The organism is Sorangium sp. So ce367 (genome assembly GCF_051520455.1).
Lineage (GTDB): Bacteria > Myxococcota_A > Polyangia > Polyangiales > Polyangiaceae > Sorangium > Sorangium cellulosum_B.
The window spans coordinates 8153273-8178455 of sequence record NZ_CP150334.1 but is presented as its reverse complement, the minus strand read 5'-3'; the positions used below and the strand labels follow the sequence as shown (position 1 = coordinate 8178455).

The following is a 25183-nucleotide window of genomic DNA, read 5'->3' as shown; positions in this document are numbered from 1 at the left end:
GGCCGCGCTTCGCCCTGCGGCGGACCGCAAGGGCCGGCATATCGCCGGCGCGGTGCGAGCGCCGGCGCTGAGCCCTCCGCTACGATGTCCCCCGCGCCCGTAGACGGCCGGGGGCAGCGCCGCAGCGCACCGCCGCGCCGCGAGCCGCAGGCCGTTGGACGGGCGGCGACCACTCCTCTACTCTATCGATCGCAGCGACTCATGGCGGAAGACCTGGACGTTCAGTACCTGGAGGGATTCGTCGCGGATCCAGCGGCCATGTTCGACATGGCGGAGCGGAATCTCTCGTGGGATGACCGGATGCATTCACGTCGAACCGCCTCGTGCGGGGTGGCGTACAACTACTCAGGCATCTCTTACCCGGACTGCGAGATGCCGCCCTTCGTGCAGGACCTCGCGGCCCGCCTCGCCTGCGTGGTGGGGCATCCGATCAACAACTGCCTCGCCAACTTCTACGCCGACGGGACGGCAAAGATGGGTTTTCACTCGGATTCCAGCGCCGGCGTCATGGCTGGAACGACGACCTCGATCCTGTCGCTGGGCGCGCCTCGCGTCCTCACCTTCCGTCGGAGCCTTCGCCGGGACGAGAGGCACGACATGGCCTTGGCGCCCGGCTCGCTCCTGATCATGCGCGCCAGCGTTCAGGAGGGGTGGCAACATGCGGTCCTCGCCGTCGAAGCCGCGGGCCCGCGGATCAGCCTCACATTCCGGTTCCTGTCTCGGTGAACGTGGCGAGCTTCCCTGGTAAGCTCGTGGCCGTTACCCGGACGAGCGTGAGCGACGGCGTCAGCCGCGGGGGCGCGCCCCCGAAGGAGGGAGAGGTGACGAGAGGACGAACGCAGCGAACCGCGACCGTCGGCGTCGCCGAGCACGGCAACTCGGCGGTGCTCGTCACTCTCGCGCCCGGCGGCGAGCTCCTCGATCGCCGGCGCATCGACCTCACCGAGGGCTTGCCGACGCACCCGCATCACCACGAAGGGTCGTGGGCGGTGGGCCGCTACCTCGACACGCCGGGAGCGCGAGCGCTCTCGCTCGCCGACGCCGTGGCGCTCGTGGAGCGCGTGCGAGCGTCCGCCGCGCGCGGCGCGCGCGAGGGCCTCGAGGCGCTCGCCGCGGGGGTGCCCGTGCCGATCGCGAGCATCGCGATCCGCGTGTGCCCCGAGCTCCCGCCGTCGATTGAGGAGCGGATCGCCGACAATCGCGCGCAGACCGTCGCCGACTCCGTCATGTACCGCCAGGCCCTCGCGGCCGCAGCCGAGGCGCGCGGCTGGTCCGTGCGCTGGTATGACCGCGAGCGCGTGTTTCACGACGCTGCAACGGCGCTCGGCCGCGACGACGTGAACGATCTTCTGTATGCGATGGGCCGATCGATCGGGCCGCCTTGGCAGGCTATCCACAAGCTCGCGGCAGCTGCGGCGCTTGCGGCCACAGGGCATCCTGCGCCGCGGGAAGCCACCGGATAGTTTCGCGAGCCCTTCCCAGAGCCGGCCAGCCGTCAGCGAGACCTGCGTCGCCCACCTGGAGCCAGACCGCCCCCTATGCCGCCCTTGAAGCCATACTCCATCGCGCGCGCCGAGCTCATCGCAGAGCAGATCGGCCGGTTCGCGACCCAGCACGTTCACCAGCTGGCGGGACATCATGCAAATCTTGCGTTCTGGATCGCTGAAGCGACGGCGGCGGTCCGAGCCATTGACGAGTATCAGCATCGATTTCGACAACTCCAGGACGCGCAGCTCTCGTGGGTGCGGCAGCACGACACAAAGATCACGAGATACTGCCCAATCTGCCGCGGCGCATGTGAATTCGGTCCGCAGACCCCGGACCGTCCGCGTCGTGTCCCATCCGAAGACCTCGCCGCCGCGCGCGAGGCCGTTCGAGGCGCGGTCCGGCAGTTTCTCGTCCGGCTCTATCACGCAGGATTCGTCTCCGAAGCCGAGGTCCGCCGGTCGGCTGACCTCGTTGGCGCTTCGATCGAGCAAGAGGACCTGGAGCGAGGTGACGAAGCTCGCTGACCTGGCGGTGCACCCGACGGCGGATCTCGGTCGCTTCGCTTCCTGGGCCCGGCGCGGGTGAATGCCGAACCGTCAGGTCCGCGGAGTGCGAGGGATGTTCGTGGTCGCGTCGGGGAAGATGCTGGACGGAGGTTGCCAGATGACCGAGACGGAATGGCTGGTGTGTACCCGGACCAATCCCATGCTCCGCTTCCTGCTCGGACTCGGTTCAAAAGAGCTGCGGGTTGCGGACATCAAGACGTTTCCGGCGTGCAGGGGGAGTGACCGCAAGATGCGGCTGTTCGCCTGTGAATGTTACTACCGCGTGCGCGCCCTGCTCCCCGATGAGCTCGCAGAGGCGGCAGTGGAAACAGCGAGCCGTCACGCCGATGGCCTGGCCACGCTGGAGGAGCTTCAGGCCGCCGAGGCTCTGGTCCGGCAGGCGCTCGACGCTCTGGAGGGCAGGTGGCGGGCGTCCCATGGGGCCGAACGTATCTCGCTCCAGCCAACGCACGACGCGCTGGCCCTGAGCTTTCAGGTGGTTCGACCACAAGCTCCGAAGGCCGCGTACTACGCCTCGTCCAACGCCCATCTGGCAGCTGCTGCGATTGCCAATCCTCGCGCCGCGTCTGGGGATGCTTCATTCACCGCCAGCAGCGCCGCGGAAGAGCACGCCCAGGCGGACGTGCTCCGCGACACCTTTCGCAACCCGTTCCGCGCGGTGGCATTCGACCCGCGCTGGCGGACCTCGCCCGCCGTCGGGCTGGCCCGGCAGATGTATGAAAGCCGCGTTTTCGGGCCGATGCCGATCCTGGCCAACGCCCTGCTGGAGGCCGGGTGCGAGGATGCCGACGTGCTCGGCCACTGCCGTGGCGACGGGCCGCACGTCCGCGGCTGCTGGGTGATCGATCTGCTGCTCGGGAAGGACTAGGCTGAGCCGGACTCACGGCTGCTGCCGATGGTCGGGCTCCGCCCGTTCGGGGCTGGCCTGCACGTTGGGCGGGCCGAGTGCAGGGCGTTGCGCGGCGGCAAGGACCTGCGTACCGTCGGGCGAAGGAGGAGCATGACGGTCTCGCTGGGCATCAAGCACCACGACAGCGGCGCCTACGACGTCGTGCCCATCGCCACGAGCGACTACTTCGAGCGCCGCTGGCTGCCCGCGTGCGCTCATCTCGGTCTGCGATACGTCTCGCACTTCCACGACGGGGCGCTCTCCACGGTCTCCCCCGACGATCTCCCGGACATCGTCGCGGAGCTCGAGATTTTGCGGGCGTGGGCGGCGGCGAACGACGCTTTCATGGTCGAGAGGATCGACGGCGTGCTTCGGGCGCTGCACGCGTTGGACGCAACGTCCTGTGAAGTTGACTTCGGCTGATGAGACGGCGCTCGCCATCGTCGTCGACGAAGGGGAGCTGACGATGGAACACGACCTTCGTCCGCCGAACAACTCAGAGGAACTGCTGGTGGCGACGACCTGAATCAAGCAGTTTAACCAGTCGTTGGACCGATCCGAGTTGCATCTACTTCACCATGCGGAAGCTCGCGTGCCGTAGCCAGGAGCGCGCGAGCGCCGCGTCTCCGTAGTGGGAGCGCGCCGTCACGAACAGCACGCCCGTGACTCCACCTGGATTCTCGACCCTGACAGGCTTGTCGTCCTGAACGCCGTCCACCTGTAAACCGAACGCCAGCCGCCCACCGAAGTCGATAACTCCACCTTCCGCTTCGGCCAGGTCGATGCACAACCTGGCAAGCAACCGATGGTCCTGGTCGTCGTTGCACATCGCGGCGAATGAAACGACGTCTTCTGGCGACCATCCGAGCACCTCCGGCAGGCCCGCATCGAGGATCTCGGATATCGCCTCGGGATATTCGGGCCCAACGGTCAGGATGAACGGGCGTCGGTCAACCCAGAAGTCGTCCCCCTGAACATCGTCGGCGATGCGCGAGATCCCACTTCGAAGCGCGGCGACTCGCTCCACGCTCATCTTCGACGGCAGCAACACGGACGCCACGGGACCGGCCATTCCTCGAGCGTACGCTCTCGATCCATGGCGGTCCACCGAGGCGTCGCATCCGCCGAGCTTCGAGACTTCGTCCGTCGTCCTGAGGAGTGCTATCCTGAGCGGACATGGGCAGGTGGCGTCGGACGGCCTCCGGTGAACGGAGGACACCTCGTGTCGCGGGCGCCGCCGTCGTGGCGCTGGCCGCGCTGCTGTTCGCGCCCGCGGCCGGCGTGCGCGGCGATCCGCTGCCGCCGCTGCCGGGACCCGCGCCGCAGGGGAGACCGCAGGGCTTCTCGGCGCGCATCGAGAACCAGCGTTGCGAGGCCTGCCACGAGGACATCGCGGCCGAGTGGCGCGCCTCGCTGCACCGGCAGGCGTTCACGGATCGCGTCTTCCAGAGGTCCTACGCGATCGAGCCGCTGCCCTTCTGCCGTGGCTGCCATGCGCCCGAGGCCGATCCGGCCCACCACCCCGGCGCGGACGCGCAAGCGGTGGGCGTGGGGTGCGTCACCTGCCATCTCGTGGCCGGCGAGGTCGTCTCCGCGCGCGGCCGGGACGCGCGCGGCGGCGCGCACGCGGTCCGCGGCGACGCGCGGCTCTCGACCGACGAGGGCTGCGCCCGCTGCCATCAGTTCGATTTTCCGCGAGCGCCCGGCGTGCCCATGCAGGACACCGTGGCCGAGCACCGCCCCGGGCGCTTCGCGGAGCGACCCTGCCGCGATTGCCACATGCAGCTCGTTCAGGGCATCGCCGGGAGATCGCACCGCGATCATCGCTTCTCCGTGGTCGGGGATCCGGCCGTCCTTCGCTCCGCGATCCACGCCAGCGCGTCGCGGAGCGGTGCGAACGCCATCGAGGTGAGCGCGCGCGTGGTCGCGGCGGGGCACGCCGTCCCCACGGGCGATATGTTCCGCCGGATCGAGGTCCGCGCCTCGGCCGTCGATGCGGAGGGCGCGATCGTGGCCGCCGCCGCGCCTGTGATCCTCGAGCGGAGGTTCTCCGTGCGCCCGGTCGAAGGAGGCATCGAGCGCGTCCCGGCCGGTGATACGCGCCTTCCCGCCTCGGGGGCGCCGCGTGTCCTGCGGCTCGTGTTCCCGGCCGTCATCGACGGGCTCGCGGTGCGCTGGGAGGTGGTCTATCAGCGCATGGGCGCCGCGATGGGCGCGGCCTTCGGCGTCGACCCGGCCGCGGACGAGGTGGTCCTCGCCGCGGGCACGCTGGGCGCGCGCCCGCTCATCATCGGCCGACCAGCGCCCGCTCCGGTACCATGAGCGCTCCCATGCGAACCCGTCGCCTTCCCGCCCTCCTGCTGCTTGCGCCTTTCTTCGCCGCTGCTTGCCGGCCCGCGCCGCCTCCCGCGACGGCGCGCGCCGAGATCGCCGTGCTACCGAAGCCCCCCGTCGTGGCCACGCCCCCGGCGGCCGCGCCCGGGCCTTCGCCGCTCGTCAGCGTGAAGACCCAGGCGCGCGTGCCTGAAGGGTTCGTGCTCGACGGCGACGTGGCCGAGTGGGGCTCGCTGGTCCCGCCGCCGCCACCACGTCCTGCGCGGCCCGCGCGAGGGGAGAGCGCGCTCCCGCCGCCCTCGACCAGCGCGATGGATGCGCCTTCGCACGTCGCCCTGGTGCTCTCCAGCGCGGGCGTCACCCTCGCGGCCGAGCTCGACGAGGGATTACGGGACGGGATCTGGCTGGGCCTCGGCTTCGGCGCGCCGGAGCTGCCGCCCATCGGCTATTTCCAGCGCGGTGGCGGGGTGATGCCGCTCAACTGCGAGACCGACACGGGCGGCGAGCCGCTCCCGGCCGACGTGCAGAAGGCCTGCCAGGAAACGCTGGCCCGGCACGACGCGTTCATCGCCGGCTACGAGGCGCGCTTCGTGCGGTTCTTCCGGCTGGATCGCGGCGGCCTCTCGGGGATCGGCGAGGACGGGAAGGGACGCCCGATCGAGGGCGCGAAGGCGGCGGTGAAGGGCGGCGACGGGAGGCTCACCATCGAGGCCACGCTGCCGACCTCCGCGCTGCCCCGCGCCTCGTCGGCGCCCATCGACAGCATGCGGCTCTTCGCGCGGGCGGCGGACGCGCCGCGCCCGCCGGCGCCGGCGGACGAGGCGTGGGTCTGGCGGGAGATCCCGGAGCCGGTGAGCTACGAGCCCTTCGCCAATCTCCGCGCCCTGGCGTTCCAGGCGCCGGAGCCGATCGGCGGCGTCCCCATGTCGTACCAGCCGGGAGATCCGCTCGAGCTCGAGGTCATCGGCTATGCGGGGGGTTCGGACGGTACCGCGCTGGAGCCCACGCGCCAGGGACTCTACAGCCCGATATCCGCGATAGGGGACGTCGAGATCGGCGAGCTCTTCCTGCGGCGGCCTGCCCTTGTGATCCTGCGCAAAGGCGAGGTCGTCGACACCGTCGAGACCTCCGGCGCGCCGACGGGCATCGTGAGGCGCAACAAGGAGCTTCACATGTTCTTCTACGATCAGTACACGTCGACGGACATCTGGGCCGAGAGCGCGAGTTGGCGGGTCATCGGCGTCAAGCCGAGCGGCGAGTACACCGAGCTCCTGGAAGGGGCCGCGGACAACGGTCCCTGGGCCAAGGACGTCGAGGAGTTCCATTCGACTCGCTTCGACCGATTCGGGATCCGCGGTACGCCGTGGCGCCAGGACGCCGAGGACGAGGTGCAGCGCGCCGTGGAGATCACGTGGCGCTACGACGCGACGACGGGGATGTATCGGCCGAGTTCGCGCGCGCTGCCCGCGACGAAGGCGAAGAAGGCGCGGTGAGGCGGAGAGCGCGCTCGACCGGCTGGAAAGGCGGCGACTACCGCCGGGGTTGGAAGGGTCTACCCGATGGCGCCGCACAGCGTGTGGGCCTTGTCGCGCAGGACCGATCCGTGCGACTTTCATGGGGGAGGTCATCCAGGACGACGATCTAGACAGAGCTGGTCCCGCCGCTTCGTTTGACCAATCGACCGATACTGGAACGACGACCCCGCGCGTCACGTGGTCGTGCTGGTGGCTATGAATGGAGTGCCTCGGTGAAGATCGCGAAGCCCGTACGGGTTCTGATCTCCGCGCTGCTCGCAGGCGGCACCGCAGGGGCCGTTGGAGGGGGTCTCTATTCGCGCATCGAAGCCTTGTCGGCCGTTGCGGCCGTGGTCGCGTTCGTGCCCGCATGGTTTCTATGGGGCGGTGTCGTCGACCACCTCGATCTATGGCTTCGCCGCCGAACGCGCGACGAAATTTGGCTGCTCACGCGCGAAGGGCAGGCGTGGTTGTCATCGACGGAAGGAACTGCATGGTCGAACCGTCATGACAAGACGAAGCGGGGCATAACGTAGCAATGGGAACCTGGGGCCATCAGATCCTCGAGGACGATTTCGCGGTCGAGGTACGCGCGGATTATCTGGAACGCCTCTCGTCGGGCGCCCCCAACGAGGCCGTCACGACCGAGATGATCCGCACCTACGGCGCCATGGACGTGGACGAGGAACCCGTGTTCTGGTTGAGCCTGGCCGCCACGCAGCTCGAGTACGGTCGGCTGGACCCGAGCGTCAAGGCCCAGGCGCTTCGGGTCATCGACTCTGGCGCAGCGATGGCGGCCTGGAATGGGGACCCGGAGCGGCGCGCTGTGCTCGAGGAGCTCAGGGAGCAATTGAACGGGCCACAGCGCAAGTCGAAGCGCGCCGCGAAAACGAAGAGTCCTCGTCTCGTCCAAGGTGACGTTTTCTGCCTTCCACTCGATGACGGCCGGCTTGGGTTCGGCCGCGTCCTGATCCCCGAGCGCAAATACGGCTGGTACGCGTTCTACCTGACCTCGTCGGAGCGAGATGGCGAGCTGTCCGTTGAACAGATCGCTGGCTCCCCGCTGGCGTTCGTCGTCACGTGCAACAACGCTGGCTTCCGAGACCGCCGATGGCGTGTGATCGGTCGTCTTCCGCTCGAATCACATCTCACGAGGCCCATCCTCTTCTTTCACCAGGCGGCCGGAAGCCCGTCGTGCCTTGTCTTTGACATGTGGGATGCGAATCAGGATGGAAAGGAGGTCCCTGCTTCTGAATGCGTCGGAATCGACCGGTGGGGGGCGTTCTCGCCGCCGCACGTGGCCGCCCGGTTGAAGGGCCTTCTCGCCGGCGAACCTGATTCATGGCGGCTTCATTCCGCTCCGGAGTCGCATGAGCGCAAGTAAATGTGTGGGGCGCATCCAAACAAGCCGCTGCTGTCCGGCGGGTCGCGTAGCAGAGCCGCAGATCGTTAGGGGCCTATGTGGGCACCGCTAACATCTCCTGAACACCTGGCCTTCTATCTGGCCCGACATGCAGGCCGCCAATCTGAAGGCGAGGACTGGCGACCAATGGTTGAGGCTGTCCGTGCTCTGCAGGGGCGTGCTGACTCGGGAAGTTTGTGCGCATTCACCAGCCTCGTCCACTTTCATGTTACCACTGCGCCCAGCTATGCTGCGAGCGGATCTCACCACTATGTGCGGCTGGTGTGGGATTGGTCCGACCAGAGGTTTAGGGTCTCATATGGCGCTTGTCGCGATGGCTGGCTCGAGCCGCCGTATACCGAGCACAGCTCAGAAGAGCTGTTCGAAGTGCTGGAGTCACTCCTACGACGCCTTCATCTTGAGGCGCCGCAGGGGCCCGCGAGGGGAGAAGGTGCCTGACCCCTTCGTCGAGCGGACGCCTGACGGCGCCGGTGATATCTAAGGTTCGGCTACAGAGGGCGTCGCGGGGGGGACGCTTGAACTTCAGACCGGTGACCGCATGGCGTTCGCACACCACCTGTTCGCGGACGCCGGCCCGAACAACGGCGGCTACCTTCGGCCGGTATACCCTGACGTAGAGGGCCGGGGGGGCGCGTGTTGCCCCTGCGGCGCGACGCGCCGGCGCGTCGTGTACCCTGACCTCGCGCCGACCGAAGGCTCAGGCGGCTACCAGGCTTTCTTCCCGGTGTCACGCCGACGCCGGCGTGCTTGCCGGTCGGCCACCTCCGGGAGCCAGTTCGCGCCCGATTTCCGCGGGTCTGCATGCGCGCTCACGGACGGGCGAAGCTCGGCGCGGCCGCGGGCGGCGGAGAGCACGACCCATCGCCGGCGCGCGGTGGGAGCGCCGGTGCGATCCTCGCCCCGATGGATCGACGCCGCGTCGCGGCGTTGGCACACAAGGACGAAGCTCCCGGGCAGTGTGCCAGCCTCTGACCCTCGTGTCATGAGGGGGCTCCGGCGGCGCGTCCACGCACCGCGGCACGGACGGCGCGAGCTCCTCGACAAACCCGCCGGACCCGCAAGGGCCGACCTGATCTCCAGGGCATCGACACCGACGCGCTACAATTTCGCCGTGAACGGTACGTTCTTTGCAATGGGCGTGAAGCGGAAAGGTTGCGCTTCATGTCCAATCAGCTGCCGTCGTCTTCCTCTGCTCGATCATGGTCGTCCCGCACGCGAGTCATCTCGCTGTTTGCCCTGCTTGCCCTCCCGTCTGCCGTCATCTCGGCGGGGTGCGCTGACAAGCCGGACAACATCTACAACTACTACTACACGAACGGGGAGGGCGGCGCTGGCGGCGCCGGCGGCGCTGGCGGCGCCGGTGGTGGCGGGGGCGCCGGCGGCGCGCCCGAGCCGTACCCGGGAGCGCCGGTCGTGGACACCCAGGTGGCCGAGCACGCGCTCGACGTCTTCGGCACCGTCGGCAACCGCTACTGGTTCGCCGTCTCGGAAGAGCAGCTCGAGGCCATGAACGAAGGGCTCGGCGGCATCGGGGGCCCCATCAAGAGGGACGCATTCGGGGACATCTACTCACCGACCGGGGAGGACACCACCTTCGTCGATCATCTGTGGGTGACGACGGCCGGCGCCGAGGGCAAGACGGCCGACTACGGCAAGGTCCAGGTGGGGGTCGCTGGCCAGTCGACGCAGCGGCCCTGGACGAAGCGAACCATCCCCAACCTCAACATCGACGCCGACGAGTTCGTCGAGAAGCAACGGCTCGGCGGCTTCGAGCACGTGCGCTTCAACAACGGCCAGGTCGGCAGCATCTTCCGTGAGCGCCTCACGCTCGATCTCTATGCCCGCCTCGATTATCCGGCTCCCCTGACCAACTACGCCTGGCTGTCGAGCAACGTCTGGGGCGCGGAGGTGGCCATCCCCTACATCGTGGTCGAGCGCTACAAGAAGTCGTTCTGCACCCGCCTCGAGAGCAAGTTCGGCGGCGGCTGCGCCAACATGTGGGAGTTCGCCGGAGACTTCGCCGTCGACGTCCCGGGGGGCGGCGGGATCCCGCTCCCCATCGACGTGGTGCCGTTCGGCGGGAGCGCCTTCGACGATCCAGAGAACTGCCAGCTCAAGGAGTGTGACAACACCCGCGCGAAGGAGCTCGAGGAGCTGATCGCCGCGACGCCCGCTGGCGAGGGATTCAAGGCGGCGCTCGAGGGCTGGATCGACTGGCCGGCGTTCCACCGGTTCCAGTGCCTGTCGTGGGTGCTCGCCACCGGGGACGACGCGCTCCACAACAGCAACAACGTCGTGCTGGTCGAGCGCGCCGATGGTCTGTTCCAGTACCTGCCGTACTCGGTCGACATCAGCCTGGGGCAGAGCTGGTATCCGGTGGTGCCCCTGGCCGGCACGAACACGCTGGCGCGCGGGTGCCAGAGCGAGCCGGCCTGCTGGGCCGACACGATCGCGGCGTGCGAGGAGGTGATCGAGGAGTTCGCGGCGCTGGACCCGAACGCGGTGCTGAAGGGTCTCTACGAGCAGCTGTCGGACGAGGGCATGCTCCGCGCGGGCGACGAGCAGCGATACAAGGAGCTGGACGCCTGGCTCACCCAGCAGCTCGAGGTCCTGCCGGTGGAGCTGGAGAGGAACCGCGAGCAGCCGCAGCTCTGCATGCCTCCCCAGATCGATTGCGGCGGCTACTGCGGCTTTCCCCAGGAGTGCGGCTTCTGCGTTCCTCCCCTGGTCGATTGCGGCGGCTACTGCGACTATCCCAAGGCGTGCGGCGGCGGCGTCGGAGCGGGCGGCGGAGACGCGGGCGCCGGAGCGGGCGGCGGCGAATCGCCTGTCGGAGCGGGCGGCGGCGACGCAGGCGCCGGAGCGGGTGGCGGCGAAGCGCCTGTCGGAGCGGGCGGCGGCGCCGCGGGTGCGGGCGGCGCCGGCGGTAAAGCAGCGGACTGACGCCGGCTGAACCCCGAGGGAGGGGGCTCCGCCGTGGAGCTCCCTCTCAGGGCGAAGCCTCGAACAGGCACCGCGTGATCGGGATGGCGACGTCCTCCCAGACGTACAGGTAGTATTTCGTGCCCGGGACGAGCTCCTCGGGGCTCCCCTCGGCGGGATAGCCCTGCTTCGTGCCCGGTGGGACCTCGCCGTAGGTGATCCCGCTCTTGACGGGCGCGGCGCTCGAGGGCACGTCGAGCCGCCAGATCGTCCCCTCGGGCAGGTCGAGGTTGGGCGGAGCGCCCGGGTTCTCGGCGTTCGCCGACAGGACGTAGACGTAGCGGGCGTCGCCGCCGCTCCACGTGATCTTGCCCGCGGCGTCCACGCCTTCCCCCGCCGCGCAGTCGCCTGGCACGTAGAGGCTCTGTTCATGGAGCGGCCCGCCGAACGGGGTCTCGTCGGCGAAATCCTCCTTCGTGAATCCGCGGCGGAGGAGCTCGCCCTCGAAGAACGCGACCATGCGCGCCGGGTCCGTGGAGGGCAGTCCGCTGACGTCACGGGAGAAACCGTTGTTCTGGTCCGGCGGGTACGCGCCGAGCGCCGCCGAGGAGACCCAGCCGGCCGCCAGCGCGAGGCCCGTTGGATAGAAGCTGTCGGTCCAGACCGGTCCGGCCTCGATGTACCAGTTCGACGGCCCCGCGGCCGGCGCGGCCTTCTCCGAGTGGCAGCACACGCACCCGCACGCCTCGGTCTGCTCCGTGACCCAGGCGAGCTCGCCGAGCCATTCCGGATCGGACAGGCGTGGATCGTCGCTCGGCGTCTTGTAGTCGGAGGGGGGCGCCGGCCAGTACGGGCGCTGCGTGAGGACCGGCTCGCACGACGCGTAGTCGGTGAACAGGCGTCCGGGCTCGGTGCAGCCCGAGATCGCGCCGAACGTGCAGACCTTCCCGCCGCTCTGCCCTGCCGGCTCGCCGGCCATCGGGTCGACGCAGACCTGCTCGGGCCACTGGAAGACGGCGCCGCCCGTGCCCACGCCGCCGCCGGGCTCCTCGGCCGCGCCCTCGCAGGCGTCGGGCTCGAACCGGCCGCCGCCGAACATCTCGCAGCCGCGCTGGGTCGAGGCGCACTGGCTCGTGTCGCCGCCGGGGAGGACGAGGCTGTACTCGTCGTCAGTCCCGCTGCCGAGCACGCATCGGCCGAGCGTCTCTGGATAGACGCAGCTCTCGCCCCCGGTGAACGTGGAGCCCTGGAGCGCCTTGCAGTCGGCCTCCGCGGTCTCGGCGGTCCAGCCCGCGCCTGTGTACTCACGGCACTCCTCGGCCTGGCTGAAGGCGCTCGTATAGACGCAACGACCGGGCGACCCGGCGGCCTCTGGAGCCCCCGATGCGGCGTCTTCCTCGGTCCCCTGGCAGGCGCCCAGCCCTCCCAGGGCCGAGACGAGGAGCGCTGCGCCCAGCATCACGTGCGGTGAACGGAGGAGCTCTTGCTTCACGGTCGAATCTCCTGAACGTCGCTCTCGGACGACGTTGATTGTGATCTGTCCCACGAATTTTCCCGACGAGCGTCCGTCTGTATACCGTTTGTTCATGGTTGTTCAACTGTCGTCCAATCTTTTTCTGAGAATTATGTATGCAAGAATACGTTCTTGCTCATGGCGCCATTCGCTTGGAGGAGGCGGAGGCGTGTCCAGGGGCGTTCGCCCGCGCCCGCGGGGATCAGGCGGCGACGAAGCTCCTCACCGGAGCGCGCCGAGGCCGAGCGAGATGCATGGCTCCCCGTCGCGCAGCGAGATCCCCGCCAGCTGCTTGTCGGGCGGGTACATGTACCCGAACAGCATGCACATCTCGTTGTCCCCGTAGCCGAACGTGAGATCGTGGTCCGACGTGTTCCGGAACCTGCACGCGTACCGGAGGGAGTCGCCTTCGCCGAGCGCGAGCGCCGGCCGGAAGACCTCGATGTCGCTCTCCAGATCGAACGCCCCGCCCTCGTACACGCGCGCCTCGCCCCCGTCCGCGCGGATGACGTCGACGTCGAACGCATCGGCGTAACGGTGCGTGTGCGGCATCAGAGAGACGATGTTCCCGCCGAACGTCGAGCACGTCGTGCCGATGGTCCGCGTGGCGCGCGGCGGGACGAGGAAGTCGTTGACGCTCAAGACGAACGGCGCGAGCTCTTCCGTCCGCTCCGAGAGAGGCATGGTGAAGAAGTCGTAGGCGATCTCGACGACCGCGGGCTCGGGCGACGTGTTGAGCAGGTGGATGCTCGTCGCGATCTCGCGGGACGGTTCGAGGGTGAAGCCCATCCCCTCCGGGAAGACGAGCGTCTCCTCGCCGACGACCTGCGTGGAGCTCGCGAAGAGCACGTCCGGGATGGCCGCCGGCAGCGTACCGAAGGGATCGTCGGCGCCAGGATGGCAGCCCGGGTAAGGGTTCGGCCCGAACGATGGATTGACCGGCTTGGCGATCACGTTGCTGTGATGCAGCCCGGCCGTCGCGTACACGCGCGCCGCGTGGACGGTCGTGCTCTCGATCGCGGGGAAAGGCCATGACACGCAGAAGGTCGCCTCCTCGCCGGGCGCCATGAGCCGCGGCGGCGCGATGATCCTGAAGCCGCTGCGCGGCGGCTCCGGCAGCGCGAGCCGGGTGAGCTCGGCGCCGAAGGCGACGACGTTGTCCCGGTCAACCCGCTCTTCAGGCTCGTAGCGGGCGGCGGGCTGGACGCACCGCCCGCGAAAGCGCTCCTCGCCAGGAGAGCACGCCTCCGGCGGCGACGGCTCGACGCCCGCGCAGGCAGGGAGAAGCAGAATCCACAGGAGACCCGTCGAACGTGCGCTGTCCCTCGGGACATAGCGAGTTTTGGGATGTTGCATCACAAAGCATCTGCGGCCGACAGCCTCTCACCGGAAGCCTCGACTGCGGATCTCGCCTTCAGAGAGAGGGCGCCCTCGCGCGGCCAGGGCGGAGCCCGCGGCGAAGGGGACGCTCCCGGCACAACCGAGGACGGCGCGGGCTGATGCGGTCCATCCGCGGCGGCCGGCGGCGTCGGCGCGGAGGCTGGTCCGCCACCACCGGCGCTCGCTCCGCCAGCGGCAGCGGCCGCTCGCCGGCCCGCGGCCGCTTCGCCCAGCGCAGAGCCGACCGGAGCGTCCCGCCCACCTGTCCTCCGGCCGTGGCCGAAGGGCCGCCTACGTGGACACCCTGTTCACCCGGCTCGACGCTGTGCGCAACAAGGGGGTGACGTGGTCGTCGCGGATCGTCTAGCATCCCCGTGCCGAGGGGCAGCGCGCCCCACGATCCCCCGCATCGCCCGACCACCACGCAGCGTGGTCCCAGCTCGTGGAGAAGACAGCATTGAGCGAGCAAGCAATCGAGCCGGCCCTCCCCGTCACCGCTTTCGAGAGGCGCTTCAAGCACCCGCCGGGGCTCGTGATCCTCTTCTTCGCGGAGATGTGGGAGCGCTTTTCCTATTACGGCATGCGCGGCCTGCTCAAGCTGTATATGGCGAACTACCTGTTCGTCACCGCGCGAGAGGCCTACCAGGGGTGCCGGCAGCACGCGCAGCCATGCGATCTCGTCGCCGGTGATCCGACCACGGTGTTCGCCTGGCAGTTCATCAAGGGACTCCTCCCGAGCGCGCCCGGCGAGCAGGCGTCCATGCTCTACGGGCTGTACACGGGACTCGTGTACCTCACGCCGTTCTTCGGCGGCATCCTCGCCGACAAGGTGTGGGGGCAGCGCAAGACGGTGGTGATCGGCGGCGTCTTGATGGCCATCGGACACTTCGTGATGGCGTTCGAGAACTCGTTCTTCATCGCGCTGCTCCTGCTCATCCTCGGCAACGGCGCGTTCAAGCCCAACATCTCGACCCAGGTCGGCAGCCTGTACCCGAAGGGTGATCCGCGCCGCGACGGCGCCTTCACCATCTTCTACATGGGCATCAACCTCGGCGCCTTCATCTGCAACTTCGTGTGCGGCACCCTGGCCGCCGTCTACGGCTGGCACTACGGCTTCGCCGCCGCGGGCGTCGGGATGTGCCTTGGGCTCGTCGTCTACCTGGCGGGGCAGAAGTACCTCGCCAAGGACAACCTGATGAAGACGGCGGAGGGCGTCGGCGAGCAGAAGCAGCCGCTCTCCGGCGACGAGTGGCAGCGCGTCGGCGCGCTCGTGGCGCTCTGCGCCCTCAACGTCGTCTTCTGGGCGGTCTACGAGCAGCAGGGCAACACGATGCAGAGCTGGGCCGACGAGAAGACGGTGTGGCCCACCGTCCTCGGCTTCCAGATCCCGTCGACGTGGTTCCAGTCGGTGAACCCGCTCTGCATCATCCTGTTCGCCCCCCTGCTCGACGTCTTCTGGCGCTGGCAGGCGAAGCGGGGCTCCGAGCCGACGAGCGTCTCGAAGATGGCCCTGGGCTGCACCATCCTCGGGCTGTCGTTCATCGTGATGATCGTCGGCGCGCAGGCCGTCGGCGACGGCAAGGGCAGCCTGTTCTGGCCGGTCTTCTGCACGCTGCTGCTCACGATCGGCGAGCTCTACCTGTCGCCCATCGGCCTGTCGCTCGTGACCAAGGTCTCGCCGGTGCGGATCGTGTCGATGATGATGGGCATGTGGTTCGTCTCGAGCTTCCTCGGCAACACGCTCAGCGGCTACATCGGCATCTTCTACGAGCGCTGGTCGAAGGACATGTTCTTCCTGATGCTCACCCTCCTCGGCCTCGGCGCCGGCGCCGCGATGTTCGCGTTCAACAAGCCGCTCCGCCGCGTTCTCGGCCAGCACTGATCCCCACCGCGCCCGGCGCAGCCGCGCCCTCTCCGCGAGGGCGCGGCGCCGCGCCAGGGGCCCTGCCCGCGCAGCGAGGCGCGGCGCCGCGTCAGGGCGCCCGCGCGCCGGCGGGGTCGACGATCCGCTCGTCGAGGGTCGCGAGCCGCCCCTCGGGCAGCGCGCTCCCGATGGCGGCCACGGCGCGGCGGACGCTCTCCAGCGTGCTGCACGAGGCGACGTCGACGAAGAGCCGCCCGGACTCGGGCCAGGAGTGCAGCGCCACGTGCGACTCGCCGACGACGGCGCACGCGGTGATGCCCTGCGGAGAGAACGGAACGACCACCATCTCGAGCAGGGTGAACGAGCCCGCGGCGACGGCCGCCTCCAGCGCCCCGCGGAGCGCGGCCGGGCTGTTCAGGAAGTCGGAGGGACAGCCCTCGAACAGGGCAAGAGCGACGAAGAGCTGCATCGGTGAGCGAGCGCGCGCGGCGGTCCGCGCCGGCCGCCCAGGGTAGCCGACCCCGAGCACCGCGGAACCTGAATCGGTCTCACGAAGGGGTAGGCCCGAGGAGCGCGTGTTCGCCGCGCTACAGCGCCCTCTGCACATGCCGAGCAGAGCGACGGTCTCCCGCACAGGAGACGGGTCCAGATCGGCGTTTTCGGCGCGCAAGCGCACTCCGGTGCGCTGAGCACCGAAAACGTCGAGGTGGGCCCGTATCCGAAGCGGGTGACCGTCGCTCTACCGCCGCGCGACCTGGACGACCTCCCGCACGCGCTGCCCACCCAGGTCGAAGCGCCCCTCGAGCCCCGCGAACACGAAGCTGTTCACGCGGCTGCCCGGGACCTCCCAGGCGCGGATCGACCCCTCGGTGTCCTCCCAGAGGAACAGGTTGAGCCCGCCGCCGATCGTGGGCCCCAGCGCGACGCTCTCGGACATGCGGACGTCGAGCACCACCTGGAGTCGCCCGAGCTCGATCCCGTGGGTCACCGTGTCGCCCCTCACCCCGGCGGGCGACGCGGCCCACACCCCCGGCCGCGCCGCGGTCCACAGCGCCCGGTAGCCGCCGCCCAGCGAGATCACCGGATCGACGCGCTCGAACGGCGCCAGGTGAAAGCTCGCCTCCGCGCCCAGCGTCACGCCGCGCACGTCGGCCCCGCCCTGCTCCGCGCCCTGCGCCATGTACTGCTCGTACCTCGACGTCAGCCCGAGGCCGACCTTCGGCACCGCGCGGTAGACGAGCTTCACGCCCACGCCCGCCCCCGGCCCCGCCACATCGCGCAGGCGCCGCTCGCTCCCGATGTCGCCGAACCCCTGCGCGTACCCGAGGTTGAGGCCGAGCTCGAGCGCGTTGGCAGGCGCCCCCAGCGGAGAGCGCAGGTAGCTCGGCGGGACGTCGCCCCCGAAGTCCTGCGCAGCGGCGACGCTCCCGCAGAGCACGGCGACCGCTCCCGCGGCGATCGCGACCCCGGTGTTTGCCTTCATTGCGGATCCTCCTCGCTGCGCGGCGCCGCGAGGACGGCGGATCGATCCGCGCGCCACGCCGGGAACGCCGCGCGCCGGGGCGCGAGCATCGCGTGTGCCACGGAGGCGGCGAGCAACGCCTTCCCGGTCGCGGACGGGCGGCCCGCGCCGCGCGTCAGCCGGCGTGTGCGTGTGTCACCGAGCGGCGGCAGCGGCCCACGCCGTGCGTCGGCTCGGGCTTACCAGCGGTGGAAGGCGGGGTGCCCTTCCTTCACCGCCACGAACGTCCCGCGGCACGTCGCCGTGACCCGACCGCCCGCCTCCAGGGTCGCCTCGACGACGACGCGGTCGCCCTCCGCCTCGGCGACCTGCGCCCGCAGGTGCACCGGGCCGCCGAGCGGCGTCGGCTTCTTCAGCTTCACGTGGAAGTCCGCCGTCACCGTGCACGGCGGCGCGTCGGCCCCCCGCGCCTTCATCAGGTGGTGGGCCGCGGTCCAGTTGGAGTGGCAGTCGAGCAGCGCCCCGATGATGCCGCCGTTGAGCATCCCGGGGAACGCCTCGTGGTGCGGCTCCGGCGTGAAGTCGCAGACCACCGCGTCGCCCTCGACGCGGCTCTTCAGCCGGAGCCCCCTGTCGTTCGCCGGCCCGCAGCCGAAGCAGCGGCCCTGCGGCGAGTACCTGTCCTGCAGGCTCGCCGCGTCGCCGCTCACCGGGTGCCCCCGACGAACGCCTCGTCCATCAGCATCTTCTGCTCGAGGAGGTGGCTCGCGCGCGAGCCGGTCGCCGGGCTCGCGCTCGGCGCGCGGCTCACGCACGAGAGCGGCAGCCGGTCGCCGATGCGCTGCCGGAGCACCGCGAGGATGTAGTACCAGGCGCCGTAGTTGCGCGGCTCCTCCTGCACCCACACGAGCGGCGTGCCGTCCTTGTAGGGCGCGAGCGCGTTCACGATCTCCTCGTTCAGCGGGAACAGCTGCTCCAGCCGCAGGATCGCCACGTCCTTGAGCCCGCGCGTCTCCCGCGCCAGCGCGAGGTCGTAGTAGACCTTGCCCGAGCAGAGCAGCACCCGCTTCACGTCCGCCGGATCGACCCCGCTCGTGTCGGGCAGCACGCGGTGGAACTGGCCCTCGGAGAGATCCTTGATCGTCGACACGGGCCGGTGCGGGCCCTTCGACGTCGCCGGGACGCGCAGCAGGCTCTTCGGCGTCGCGATGATGAGCGGCTTGCGCCACGGCCTGTGCACCTGCCGCCGCAGCACGTGGAACAGCTGCGCCGGCGTCGTCAGGTTGCACACCTGGATGTTGTCCTCGGCGCTGTTCTGCAGGCAGCGCTCGATGCGCGCGCTCGAGTGCTCCGGCCCCTGGCCCTCGTAGCCGTGCGGCAGGAGGAGCACGATGCCGCTCAGCCGGTGCCACTTGTCCTCGCTCGACGTGAGGAACTGATCGACGATGACCTGCGCGCCGTTCAGGAAGTCGCCGAACTGCGCCTCCCAGATGACGAGCCCGTCCGGGTAGTCGAGGCTGTAGCCGAAGTCGAAGCCGAGCACGCCCGCCTCGCTGAGCGGGCTGTTGTACGCCTCGAAGCGCGCCGGCCCCTCGGCCACGCGCGACAGGGGCGCGTAGCGCGCGCTCGTCTCGACGTCGCGCAGCACCGCGTGCCGGTGGCTGAAGGTGCCGCGCTGCACGTCCTGACCGGAGAGCCGCACCGGCGTCTTCTCGGCGAGCAGCGACGCGTAGGCGAGCATCTCGCCCGTGCCCCAGTCGAACGGCTCGCCGGCGACGAGCTTGTCGTGCCGCTGCTGGAGCGTCGGCAGCACCTTCGGGTGCGCCTTGAAGCCCTCGGGCAGCTCGAGGAGCTTCTCCGACAGCGCGATGAGCTTCTCGGCCGGCACGCTCGTCGGCACCTCCGGCGTCGCGTTGTCGGCGCCGCCGCGGTAGTGCGACCACACGCCGCCCATCGAGTACAGCACCGGCGCGAAGCCCTTCTGCTTCACCTCGTCGAGCGCGGCGGCGAGCGCCTCGCGGCGCCGCACGACGATCTCGTCGGCCTTCTCCTCGGTGACCTGCCCGAGCTCCATGAGGCGCCGGACGTACACCTGCCGGACCGTCGGCTTCTTGTCGATCGCGGCGTACATCCGCGGCTGCGTGTAGCGCGGCTCGTCGCCCTCGTTGTGGCCGTACCGCCGGTAGCAGTACATGTCGATGATCACGTCGGAGCCGAAGCGGGTGCGGTAGTCGATCGCGAGCTGCGCGACGTGCGCGACCGCCTCCGGATCCTCGCCGTTCACGTGGAACACCGGGACCTTGAGCATCCGCGTGATATCGGACGCGTAGCGGGTCGAGCGCCCTTCCATCGGATCGGTCGTGAACCCGACCTGGTTGTTCACGATGACGTGGACCGTGCCGGCCGTCGTGTAGCCCTGCAGGTTCATCATGTTGAGCGTCTCGGCGACGACGCCCTGCCCGATGAACGCCGCGTCGCCGTGGATGAGCAGCGGCATCACGCGGCGGCGCGCGTCGGTCGTGCCGTCGGCGAGCCGGCGGTCCTGCTTCGCGCGGACGCGCCCCTGCACGACGGGGTTCACGAACTCGAGGTGGCTCGGGTTGAACGTGAGCGTGAGGTGGACGTTGCGCCCGTTCTCGAGCGTGCGATCGGTCGAGTAGCCGAGGTGGTACTTGACGTCGCCGCTGCCGAGGTGGCGCTCCGCGTTCTTGTCCTCGAAGGCCGCGAAGATCTCGCGCAGGCTCTTGTCCATGATGTTCGCGAGGACGTTCAGCCGGCCGCGGTGCGCCATGCCGACCACGATCTCGTCGACCTCGTGCGCCCCCGCGCGCTCGATGATGAGGTCGAGCAGCGGGATGAGGCTCTCGGCGCCCTCGAGCGAGAAGCGCTTCGTCCCCGCCTCGTAGGACTTGTGGATGAACTGCTCGAAGATCTCGGCGTCGGAGAGCTTCGTGAGGATCCGGAGCTGCTTCTGGCGGTCGAGCGTGAGCCGGTTGCGCGTCGACTCCATCTGCTGCTGGAGCCACTGGCGCGCCTCGGGCTCCTCGATGAACGTGAACTCGACGCCGATCGAGCGACAGTACGTCTCCTCGAGCCGGCGGATGATCTCGCGCAGCGTGAGGACGGGCGGCACGCCGGCGAGGTCGGTCGTCGGGAAGGGCAGCTCGAGGTCCTCGACCCGGAGCCCGAAGTTCGTGAGGTCGAGCTCGGGCGGCGTGGCGGGCGGCAGGCCGAGCGGGTCGACGTGCGCGAAGAGGTGGCCGCGCACGCGGTAGGCGTTCACGAGGGCGTAGACGCGCGCCTTGATGGCGGCCTCCGCGAGCACCTTGAGATCGCGCGAGGACTCGGGCGAGCTCGGGTGCTCGCTCAGCGTCCGTGCGAACGCGGCCTCCAGCGTCTTCGCGGCCTCGCCGTTCGTGTTCGTCTTGCCATTCCCGTTCCCGTAGCCGTGCCCGTTCCCGGGCCGCAGCACCTGGTGCGGGATGGTCGGCGTCGCCGCCGGAGCGGGCAGCCTGCTCGGCGTCGCTCCGCCGTTCTTTCCCTCGAAGAACGAGCGCCAGCCGGGGTCTACCGACTCCGGGTTCTCGAGGTACTGGGCATAGAGCTCCTCGACGAGCCCTGCATTGATTCCGAAATCAAGCTGCATCGTGGTCGGCGTGCAAATAACGCGTGTCGGGCCGGCACGCTAGAGTCGTTTTCCGATGACTTCGCCTCGTGGGGCGGAACATCGTCCGGGCAAGGGGTTCGAGCGCCTGGAGAAACGGTAGGGAGAAGCGGTAGAAGGGGGGCCATGGATCAAGACCGCAGAACCCCGGGTCGAGGACCGGCGCCCGCCGTCCTCCCCTTCGATCGCTTCCGGGACCACCTCTTCCACGAGCCCAGCCTCGGCCTCTGGCTGGACGTGAGCCGGATCCGCTTCGGGAGCGACTTTTTTACCACGATGGAACCGCGAATTCAGGCGGCGCTCGCGGAGATGGCGGCGCTCGAGGGCGGGAGCCTCGCGAATCCCGACGAGGGCCGCCGGGTCGGTCACTACTGGCTGCGCGCGCCGGAGCTCGCGCCCGAGGCGGCGCTGCGCGCGGCGATCGAGGAGACGAACGCGCGGATCCTGAGCTTCGCCGCGGACGTGCACGCGGCGCGGGTCCGGCCGGAGCGGGCGGCCCGCTTCAGCAGGGTGCTCGTCGTCGGGATCGGCGGCTCGGCGCTCGGGCCTCAGTTCGTCGCCTCGGCGCTGGGGACGCCGGCCGATCGGATGCAGATCCATTTCTTCGACAACACGGATCCTGACGGGATCGATCGCACGCTGGACGCCATCGGGGACGATCTCGGCGCGACGCTCGCGGTGATCATCTCGAAGTCGGGCGGGACGAAGGAGACGCGCAACGGGATGCTCGAGCTCGAGGCGGCGTACCGTCGGCTCGGCCTCTCGCTCGGCGCGCACGCGGTCGCGGTGACGGGGGAGGGCAGCGAGCTCGACCGGTACGCGACGAAGCACGGCTTCCTGGCCCGCTTCCCGATGTGGGACTGGGTCGGCGGTCGCACGAGCGAGCTGTCGGCGGTCGGCCTGCTGCCCGCGGCGCTCCAGGGGCTGTCGATCGTCGAGATGCTGCAGGGCGCGCGCGAGACGGACGAGGTCACGCGCTCGAAGGAGGTCCCCCGGAACCCCGCGGCGCTGCTCGCGCTCGCCTGGTACTCGGCGACGGGCGGCGTGGGCCGGAAGGACATGGTGCTCTTGCCGTACAAGGACAGGCTCGAGCTCTTCTCGCGCTACCTCCAGCAGCTCGTGATGGAGTCGCTCGGCAAGCGCCTGGATCGGGAGGGCAAGGAGGTCTTCCAGGGCATCGCCGTGTACGGCAACAAGGGCTCGACGGATCAGCACGCGTACGTGCAGCAGCTCCGTGACGGGCTCGACAACTTCTTCGTCACGTTCATCGAGGTGCTGCGGGATCGCGCGCCGTCGCGCGGCGTGCTCGAGGTCGACCCCGGCGTCACGACCGGCGACTACCTCGACGGCTTCCTCCAGGGGACGCGCAAGGCGCTGACCGAGAGCGGGCGCGAGTCGATCACGCTCACGATCGACACGGTCGACGCGCGCGCCGTCGGCATGCTGATCGCGCTCTACGAGCGCGCGGTGGGCCTGTACGCGTCGCTCGTGGGCATCAACGCGTACCACCAGCCCGGCGTCGAGGCCGGCAAGAAGGCCGCGCAGGAGGTGCTCGACCTGCAGGCCAAGGTGCTCGCGGCGCTCGGCGCGAGCGCGGGCCGCGCGCAGTCGCTCGCCGAGGTCGCGAAGGCGGCGGGCGCGGACGACGTCGAGACGGTCTTCTGGATCCTGCGCCACCTGGCGGCGAACCCGGAGCGCGGCGTCGCGCGGGAGGTCCCGCAGGGCGGCTCGCCGTTCGACGCGACCTACCGTCTGGCGCGCTGAGCGTCGCGGAGCAGGCGGCGGGCATGTCGCGACATGGTAGGGGGCGTCGCGGAGCAGGCGACGGGCATGTCGCGACATGGGCGGGTGCCTCGCGGAGCAGGCGACGGGCATGTCGCGACATGGGCGGGTGCCTCGCAGAGGGGTAGAGGTCGCGCTTGCCCCCTCTGCGTGGTTGAGATGGTCGCAGCCAGCTCCTGGGCTGTAGGCCTTGGCCGGAAGTCGACCGTAGTCTGCCTGCCGTCCGCGAGCTCGTCGGCCTCATCAACTGCCACCGCTGGCTGCGCCAGGCCTCGGCGGCGGCGAGCGGGCCCAGTCGGCAGTGACAACGAGGGCGGCGACCGGCCCCAGAGCCCAATCGCGCACGGACTCGGCGGTCGAGGCGGTGGGGTGTTCCCCGAAGAAGACCTCAGCGCATCACCGAGGACATGCGGGCTTTGGAGCGATTTCCCGGGGATGCGGCCATGACATCGACGCACGTCAGCAGAGTATCTTGCATGGAGGCATCGGTAGGTCCGTGGTAGGGTCGCGCGAATGGCATCCCGGAAAGGTGGCGGCGGCACAAAATTTGCTGGTGGGCTCGGCCCCGTCTATCAGCAGCTCCTCCTTTTCCCTGAGCGCGCAGAGTATCTAACTCAGGCACAGTACCGGGACTATCGCACTCGTCTCGATCACTGGCGAGAGCTGTCGAGAGAGTTTCGAAGCGCCTTCCAGGCCGTATACGAGCGCAAGAGCGGGTCGGTCTTACTTGTCCACGGTCCCCAGGGCACCGGCAAGACCTTGTTTACCCGTGAGCTCGAGGATGGTTTCAACGCAGCATCCACGAAGCTGACGAGCTCTGATCCGCACAACCTCTGGCATTTGCTCTCGGGCGGTGATCCGATCGATTTTTCGAAGGTGCGGGAGGTGACGGCGCGCACCGTCGTCCGGCGCATCTCAGCAGAGAGCGATTGGCTGAAGAAAGAAACTGCATTTGCGTCGTCGGACGTGCATGCCATGCGCGTGTTCATCATCGACGATGCTCATAAAGATGTCTTCATCCGCGAGCTCGCAGAGCTCACTCAGGGGGAGTACCTGCGGCTCAAAGCGGAAGGAAAATCGGATGTCGCGCTGGAGTCGGTCGCGCAACGGATCGTCGAGAATGTACGAGGCCGATTCGCGCGCTCTCTCTTCGTGCTGCTCTCGAACAATCGATCCTTTCTCGAACAGATCCATGGCCACTTAGAGCAGTCTCATGCAGGTCTCGCCAGGGTCATCGATCTGCCCCTTCCAGATGCGCCGCTCAAGGAAGAGATTGTGCGTACTAACACCAATAGTCTCAATCCGAGGAGCTACTGGTATTGCCTCGATCAAGGCGGTCCGGACGAAAAGGTGGACGCGTACAAAATCCTCACCGGCCCTGGAGGGTTCATCGATTCTTTTCAGGCTATCGATCGGGCGCTCAGCGCCGGCGCAGCGCGTCGGTCGGGGCGACCTGCCAACAAGAACCTGCTGACGCTGGTGACTTTGGGGGCAGAGCCGCTGGTGGTGGACAGCTTCATTGCGGATAATGAACTCACGGCGAGCGAGAGCTTGCGTCGCAGGCATGTCGGTTCGTGGCTGTTTCGAGAATCGTGGGCATCCGTATTGGGCGATGATCGGTAAGCGCTGCGCGAAGCGCCGTCTCACCCCGGCTGCGCTGTCCAGTTCATGATGGCGTGCATGACAAGGACGAAGGCGACCGAAGTGATGTGGTCCGAGCGCGTTCGGGCGTGGCGCGAGAGTGGTGAAACGGCGGAGGAGTTCGCTCGGAGCCGCGGATTTGCGGCCTCGACGCTGCACGGCTGGTCGAGCCGGCTGTCGCGGGCCGAGCCCCCGCGCTTTCTGCGCCTGGTGCCGAAGGCGCCCGCCGTGACGAGCCGCGCTGCGGAGCTCGTCGTCGAGGTCGGCGGCGCGCGGGTGCGCGTCGCCGCGGGGTTCGACCCCGCGCTGCTGGCGGAGGTGGTCCGTGCCCTCGGCGGAGCGGCGCGATGATTCCGGCGGGCGTGCAGGTGTTCGTCGCGCTGGAGCCGGTGGACATGCGCTACGGCTTCGAGCGGCTTTCGGGTCTCATCCGTGAGCGTGTGGGGTACGAGGCGCGCTGCGGAGCGCTGTTCGCGTTCGTCGGCAAGCGGCGGACCACGATCAAGATTCTCTTCTTCGATGGCAGTGGAATCTGCCTGTTTTCAAAACGCCTTGATCGCGGAGCGTTCGCACTTCCCGACCCCCCGACCGAGGGCGCCACGCACGTCGAGGTGGACGACGCGACGCTCGAGACGCTGCTCGACGGCATCGAGATCGCGCCCACGTCCAAACCGCGAAGGCGCGCACCGCGCCGCGTCCACTGAGCCGCACGAATTCGCTCGACAAGTACGCGCGGCTTAC

Annotated in this window: 23 protein-coding genes; 16 read left to right on the top strand and 7 right to left on the bottom strand. The window is 69.2% G+C overall.

Going from position 1 to position 25183, the window contains the following annotated elements; all coding sequences use genetic code 11:
* Positions 1 to 84 precede the first annotated feature (84 nt).
* The 6 genes from WME97_RS30920 (at position 85) to WME97_RS30895 (ending at position 3469) form a co-directional block, all read left to right on the top strand.
* Positions 85 to 726: an alpha-ketoglutarate-dependent dioxygenase AlkB gene (locus WME97_RS30920; RefSeq protein WP_437542589.1), complete on the top strand. Its 642-nt coding sequence runs from the start codon at positions 85 to 87 to the stop codon at positions 724 to 726.
* Between the two features lie 95 nt (positions 727 to 821).
* Entirely contained in the window at positions 822 to 1463 is a 642-nt protein-coding gene (locus WME97_RS30915; protein ID WP_437542588.1) for a hypothetical protein, read from the top strand.
* 84 nt (positions 1464 to 1547) lie between these two features.
* Entirely contained in the window at positions 1548 to 2012 is a 465-nt protein-coding gene (locus tag WME97_RS30910; RefSeq protein WP_437542586.1) for a hypothetical protein, read from the top strand.
* A gap of 139 nt (positions 2013 to 2151) precedes the next feature.
* Complete coding sequence (locus WME97_RS30905) at positions 2152 to 2922, top strand: hypothetical protein (RefSeq protein WP_437542585.1); 771 nt, start codon at positions 2152 to 2154, stop codon at positions 2920 to 2922.
* Positions 2923 to 3054: 132 nt separating this feature from the next.
* A complete protein-coding gene (locus WME97_RS30900) occupies positions 3055 to 3366 on the top strand; it encodes a hypothetical protein (protein WP_437542583.1) in 312 nt (103 codons plus the stop codon).
* Positions 3347 to 3469 carry a hypothetical protein gene (locus tag WME97_RS30895; protein ID WP_437542582.1) on the top strand — a complete coding sequence of 41 codons (123 nt, stop codon included), beginning with the start codon at positions 3347 to 3349 and terminating at the stop codon, positions 3467 to 3469. The genes WME97_RS30900 and WME97_RS30895 overlap by 20 nt, the downstream gene beginning before the upstream one ends.
* A 42-nt stretch (positions 3470 to 3511) precedes the next feature.
* On the opposite strand, the gene WME97_RS30890 is transcribed toward WME97_RS30895, so the two are convergent.
* Positions 3512 to 4015, bottom strand: coding sequence for a DUF6368 family protein (locus tag WME97_RS30890; protein WP_437542581.1), 504 nt, complete (start codon positions 4013 to 4015; stop codon positions 3512 to 3514).
* 104 nt (positions 4016 to 4119) lie between these two features.
* Here WME97_RS30890 and WME97_RS30885 point away from each other — a divergent pair, with 104 nt between their 5' ends.
* The 5 genes from WME97_RS30885 (at position 4120) to WME97_RS30865 (ending at position 11157) form a co-directional block, all read left to right on the top strand.
* The gene (locus WME97_RS30885; protein ID WP_437542580.1) at positions 4120 to 5265 is read left to right on the top strand and encodes a multiheme c-type cytochrome; all 1146 of its coding nucleotides are present in this window, start codon (positions 4120 to 4122) and stop codon (positions 5263 to 5265) included.
* Positions 5266 to 5273: 8 nt separating this feature from the next.
* Complete coding sequence (locus WME97_RS30880) at positions 5274 to 6770, top strand: hypothetical protein (protein ID WP_437542579.1); 1497 nt, start codon at positions 5274 to 5276, stop codon at positions 6768 to 6770.
* A gap of 254 nt (positions 6771 to 7024) precedes the next feature.
* Entirely contained in the window at positions 7025 to 7327 is a 303-nt protein-coding gene (locus WME97_RS30875; RefSeq protein ID WP_437542578.1) for a hypothetical protein, read from the top strand.
* 2 nt (positions 7328 to 7329) lie between these two features.
* Positions 7330 to 8175 carry an immunity 26/phosphotriesterase HocA family protein gene (locus tag WME97_RS30870; protein WP_437542576.1) on the top strand — a complete coding sequence of 282 codons (846 nt, stop codon included), beginning with the start codon at positions 7330 to 7332 and terminating at the stop codon, positions 8173 to 8175.
* 1200 nt (positions 8176 to 9375) lie between these two features.
* Positions 9376 to 11157, top strand: a complete 1782-nt coding sequence (locus WME97_RS30865) for a CotH kinase family protein (protein WP_437542575.1) — start codon at positions 9376 to 9378, stop codon at positions 11155 to 11157.
* A 46-nt stretch (positions 11158 to 11203) separates the two neighbouring features.
* Here WME97_RS30865 and WME97_RS30860 read toward each other — a convergent pair whose 3' ends face one another.
* Positions 11204 to 12628, bottom strand: coding sequence for a proteinase inhibitor (locus WME97_RS30860; RefSeq protein ID WP_437542574.1), 1425 nt, complete (start codon positions 12626 to 12628; stop codon positions 11204 to 11206).
* Between the two features lie 243 nt (positions 12629 to 12871).
* On the bottom strand, positions 12872 to 14005 hold the full coding sequence (locus WME97_RS30855; protein WP_437542573.1) for a hypothetical protein: 1134 nt from the start codon (positions 14003 to 14005) through the stop codon (positions 12872 to 12874).
* A 481-nt stretch (positions 14006 to 14486) separates the two neighbouring features.
* Between WME97_RS30855 and WME97_RS30850 the strand changes: the two genes are divergently transcribed.
* On the top strand, positions 14487 to 15911 hold the full coding sequence (locus WME97_RS30850) for a peptide MFS transporter (RefSeq protein WP_437542572.1): 1425 nt from the start codon (positions 14487 to 14489) through the stop codon (positions 15909 to 15911).
* A gap of 91 nt (positions 15912 to 16002) precedes the next feature.
* Here WME97_RS30850 and speD read toward each other — a convergent pair whose 3' ends face one another.
* The 4 genes from speD to WME97_RS30830 all read right to left on the bottom strand — a co-directional run bounded on the left by speD (position 16003) and on the right by WME97_RS30830 (position 21001).
* Positions 16003 to 16362 carry an S-adenosylmethionine decarboxylase gene (gene speD, locus WME97_RS30845; RefSeq protein ID WP_437293597.1) on the bottom strand — a complete coding sequence of 120 codons (360 nt, stop codon included), beginning with the start codon at positions 16360 to 16362 and terminating at the stop codon, positions 16003 to 16005.
* 270 nt (positions 16363 to 16632) lie between these two features.
* Positions 16633 to 17376 carry a hypothetical protein gene (locus WME97_RS30840; protein ID WP_437542570.1) on the bottom strand — a complete coding sequence of 248 codons (744 nt, stop codon included), beginning with the start codon at positions 17374 to 17376 and terminating at the stop codon, positions 16633 to 16635.
* Between the two features lie 218 nt (positions 17377 to 17594).
* On the bottom strand, positions 17595 to 18065 hold the full coding sequence (locus WME97_RS30835) for a PaaI family thioesterase (RefSeq protein WP_437542568.1): 471 nt from the start codon (positions 18063 to 18065) through the stop codon (positions 17595 to 17597).
* A complete protein-coding gene (locus WME97_RS30830) occupies positions 18062 to 21001 on the bottom strand; it encodes a 2-oxoglutarate dehydrogenase E1 component (RefSeq protein ID WP_437542567.1) in 2940 nt (979 codons plus the stop codon). Before WME97_RS30830 ends, WME97_RS30835 begins: the two co-directional genes overlap by 4 nt.
* A gap of 144 nt (positions 21002 to 21145) precedes the next feature.
* Here WME97_RS30830 and WME97_RS30825 point away from each other — a divergent pair, with 144 nt between their 5' ends.
* From WME97_RS30825 to tnpB, 4 genes are all read left to right on the top strand, one after another.
* A complete protein-coding gene (locus tag WME97_RS30825) occupies positions 21146 to 22783 on the top strand; it encodes a glucose-6-phosphate isomerase (RefSeq protein WP_437542566.1) in 1638 nt (545 codons plus the stop codon).
* Between the two features lie 531 nt (positions 22784 to 23314).
* Positions 23315 to 24424: a hypothetical protein gene (locus tag WME97_RS30820; RefSeq protein ID WP_437542565.1), complete on the top strand. Its 1110-nt coding sequence runs from the start codon at positions 23315 to 23317 to the stop codon at positions 24422 to 24424.
* A 57-nt stretch (positions 24425 to 24481) separates the two neighbouring features.
* Positions 24482 to 24793, top strand: a complete 312-nt coding sequence (gene tnpA, locus WME97_RS30815) for an IS66 family insertion sequence element accessory protein TnpA (RefSeq protein ID WP_437542563.1) — start codon at positions 24482 to 24484, stop codon at positions 24791 to 24793.
* Complete coding sequence (tnpB, locus tag WME97_RS30810; protein ID WP_436617721.1) at positions 24790 to 25146, top strand: IS66 family insertion sequence element accessory protein TnpB; 357 nt, start codon at positions 24790 to 24792, stop codon at positions 25144 to 25146. Before tnpA ends, tnpB begins: the two co-directional genes overlap by 4 nt.
* The last annotated feature ends 37 nt before the right edge of the window (positions 25147 to 25183 follow it).

Bases quoted from the DNA above. Each gene is read 5' to 3' on its own strand.
- WME97_RS30920 (WP_437542589.1), top strand. From the start codon at position 85: ATGTCCCCCGCGCCCGTAGACGGCCGGGGGCAGCGCCGCAGCGCACCG.
- WME97_RS30905 (WP_437542585.1), top strand. From the start codon at position 2,152: ATGACCGAGACGGAATGGCTGGTGTGTACCCGGACCAATCCCATGCTC.
- WME97_RS30900 (WP_437542583.1), top strand. From the start codon at position 3,055: ATGACGGTCTCGCTGGGCATCAAGCACCACGACAGCGGCGCCTACGAC.
- WME97_RS30890 (WP_437542581.1), bottom strand. From the start codon at position 4,015: ATGGCCGGTCCCGTGGCGTCCGTGTTGCTGCCGTCGAAGATGAGCGTG.
- WME97_RS30885 (WP_437542580.1), top strand. From the start codon at position 4,120: ATGGGCAGGTGGCGTCGGACGGCCTCCGGTGAACGGAGGACACCTCGT.
- WME97_RS30880 (WP_437542579.1), top strand. From the start codon at position 5,274: ATGCGAACCCGTCGCCTTCCCGCCCTCCTGCTGCTTGCGCCTTTCTTC.
- WME97_RS30870 (WP_437542576.1), top strand. From the start codon at position 7,330: ATGGGAACCTGGGGCCATCAGATCCTCGAGGACGATTTCGCGGTCGAG.
- WME97_RS30865 (WP_437542575.1), top strand. From the start codon at position 9,376: ATGTCCAATCAGCTGCCGTCGTCTTCCTCTGCTCGATCATGGTCGTCC.
- WME97_RS30855 (WP_437542573.1), bottom strand. From the start codon at position 14,005: ATGCAACATCCCAAAACTCGCTATGTCCCGAGGGACAGCGCACGTTCG.
- speD (WP_437293597.1), bottom strand. From the start codon at position 16,362: ATGCAGCTCTTCGTCGCTCTTGCCCTGTTCGAGGGCTGTCCCTCCGAC.
- WME97_RS30840 (WP_437542570.1), bottom strand. From the start codon at position 17,376: ATGAAGGCAAACACCGGGGTCGCGATCGCCGCGGGAGCGGTCGCCGTG.
- WME97_RS30830 (WP_437542567.1), bottom strand. From the start codon at position 21,001: ATGCAGCTTGATTTCGGAATCAATGCAGGGCTCGTCGAGGAGCTCTAT.
- WME97_RS30825 (WP_437542566.1), top strand. From the start codon at position 21,146: ATGGATCAAGACCGCAGAACCCCGGGTCGAGGACCGGCGCCCGCCGTC.
- WME97_RS30820 (WP_437542565.1), top strand. From the start codon at position 23,315: ATGGCATCCCGGAAAGGTGGCGGCGGCACAAAATTTGCTGGTGGGCTC.
- tnpA (WP_437542563.1), top strand. From the start codon at position 24,482: ATGACAAGGACGAAGGCGACCGAAGTGATGTGGTCCGAGCGCGTTCGG.
- tnpB (WP_436617721.1), top strand. From the start codon at position 24,790: ATGATTCCGGCGGGCGTGCAGGTGTTCGTCGCGCTGGAGCCGGTGGAC.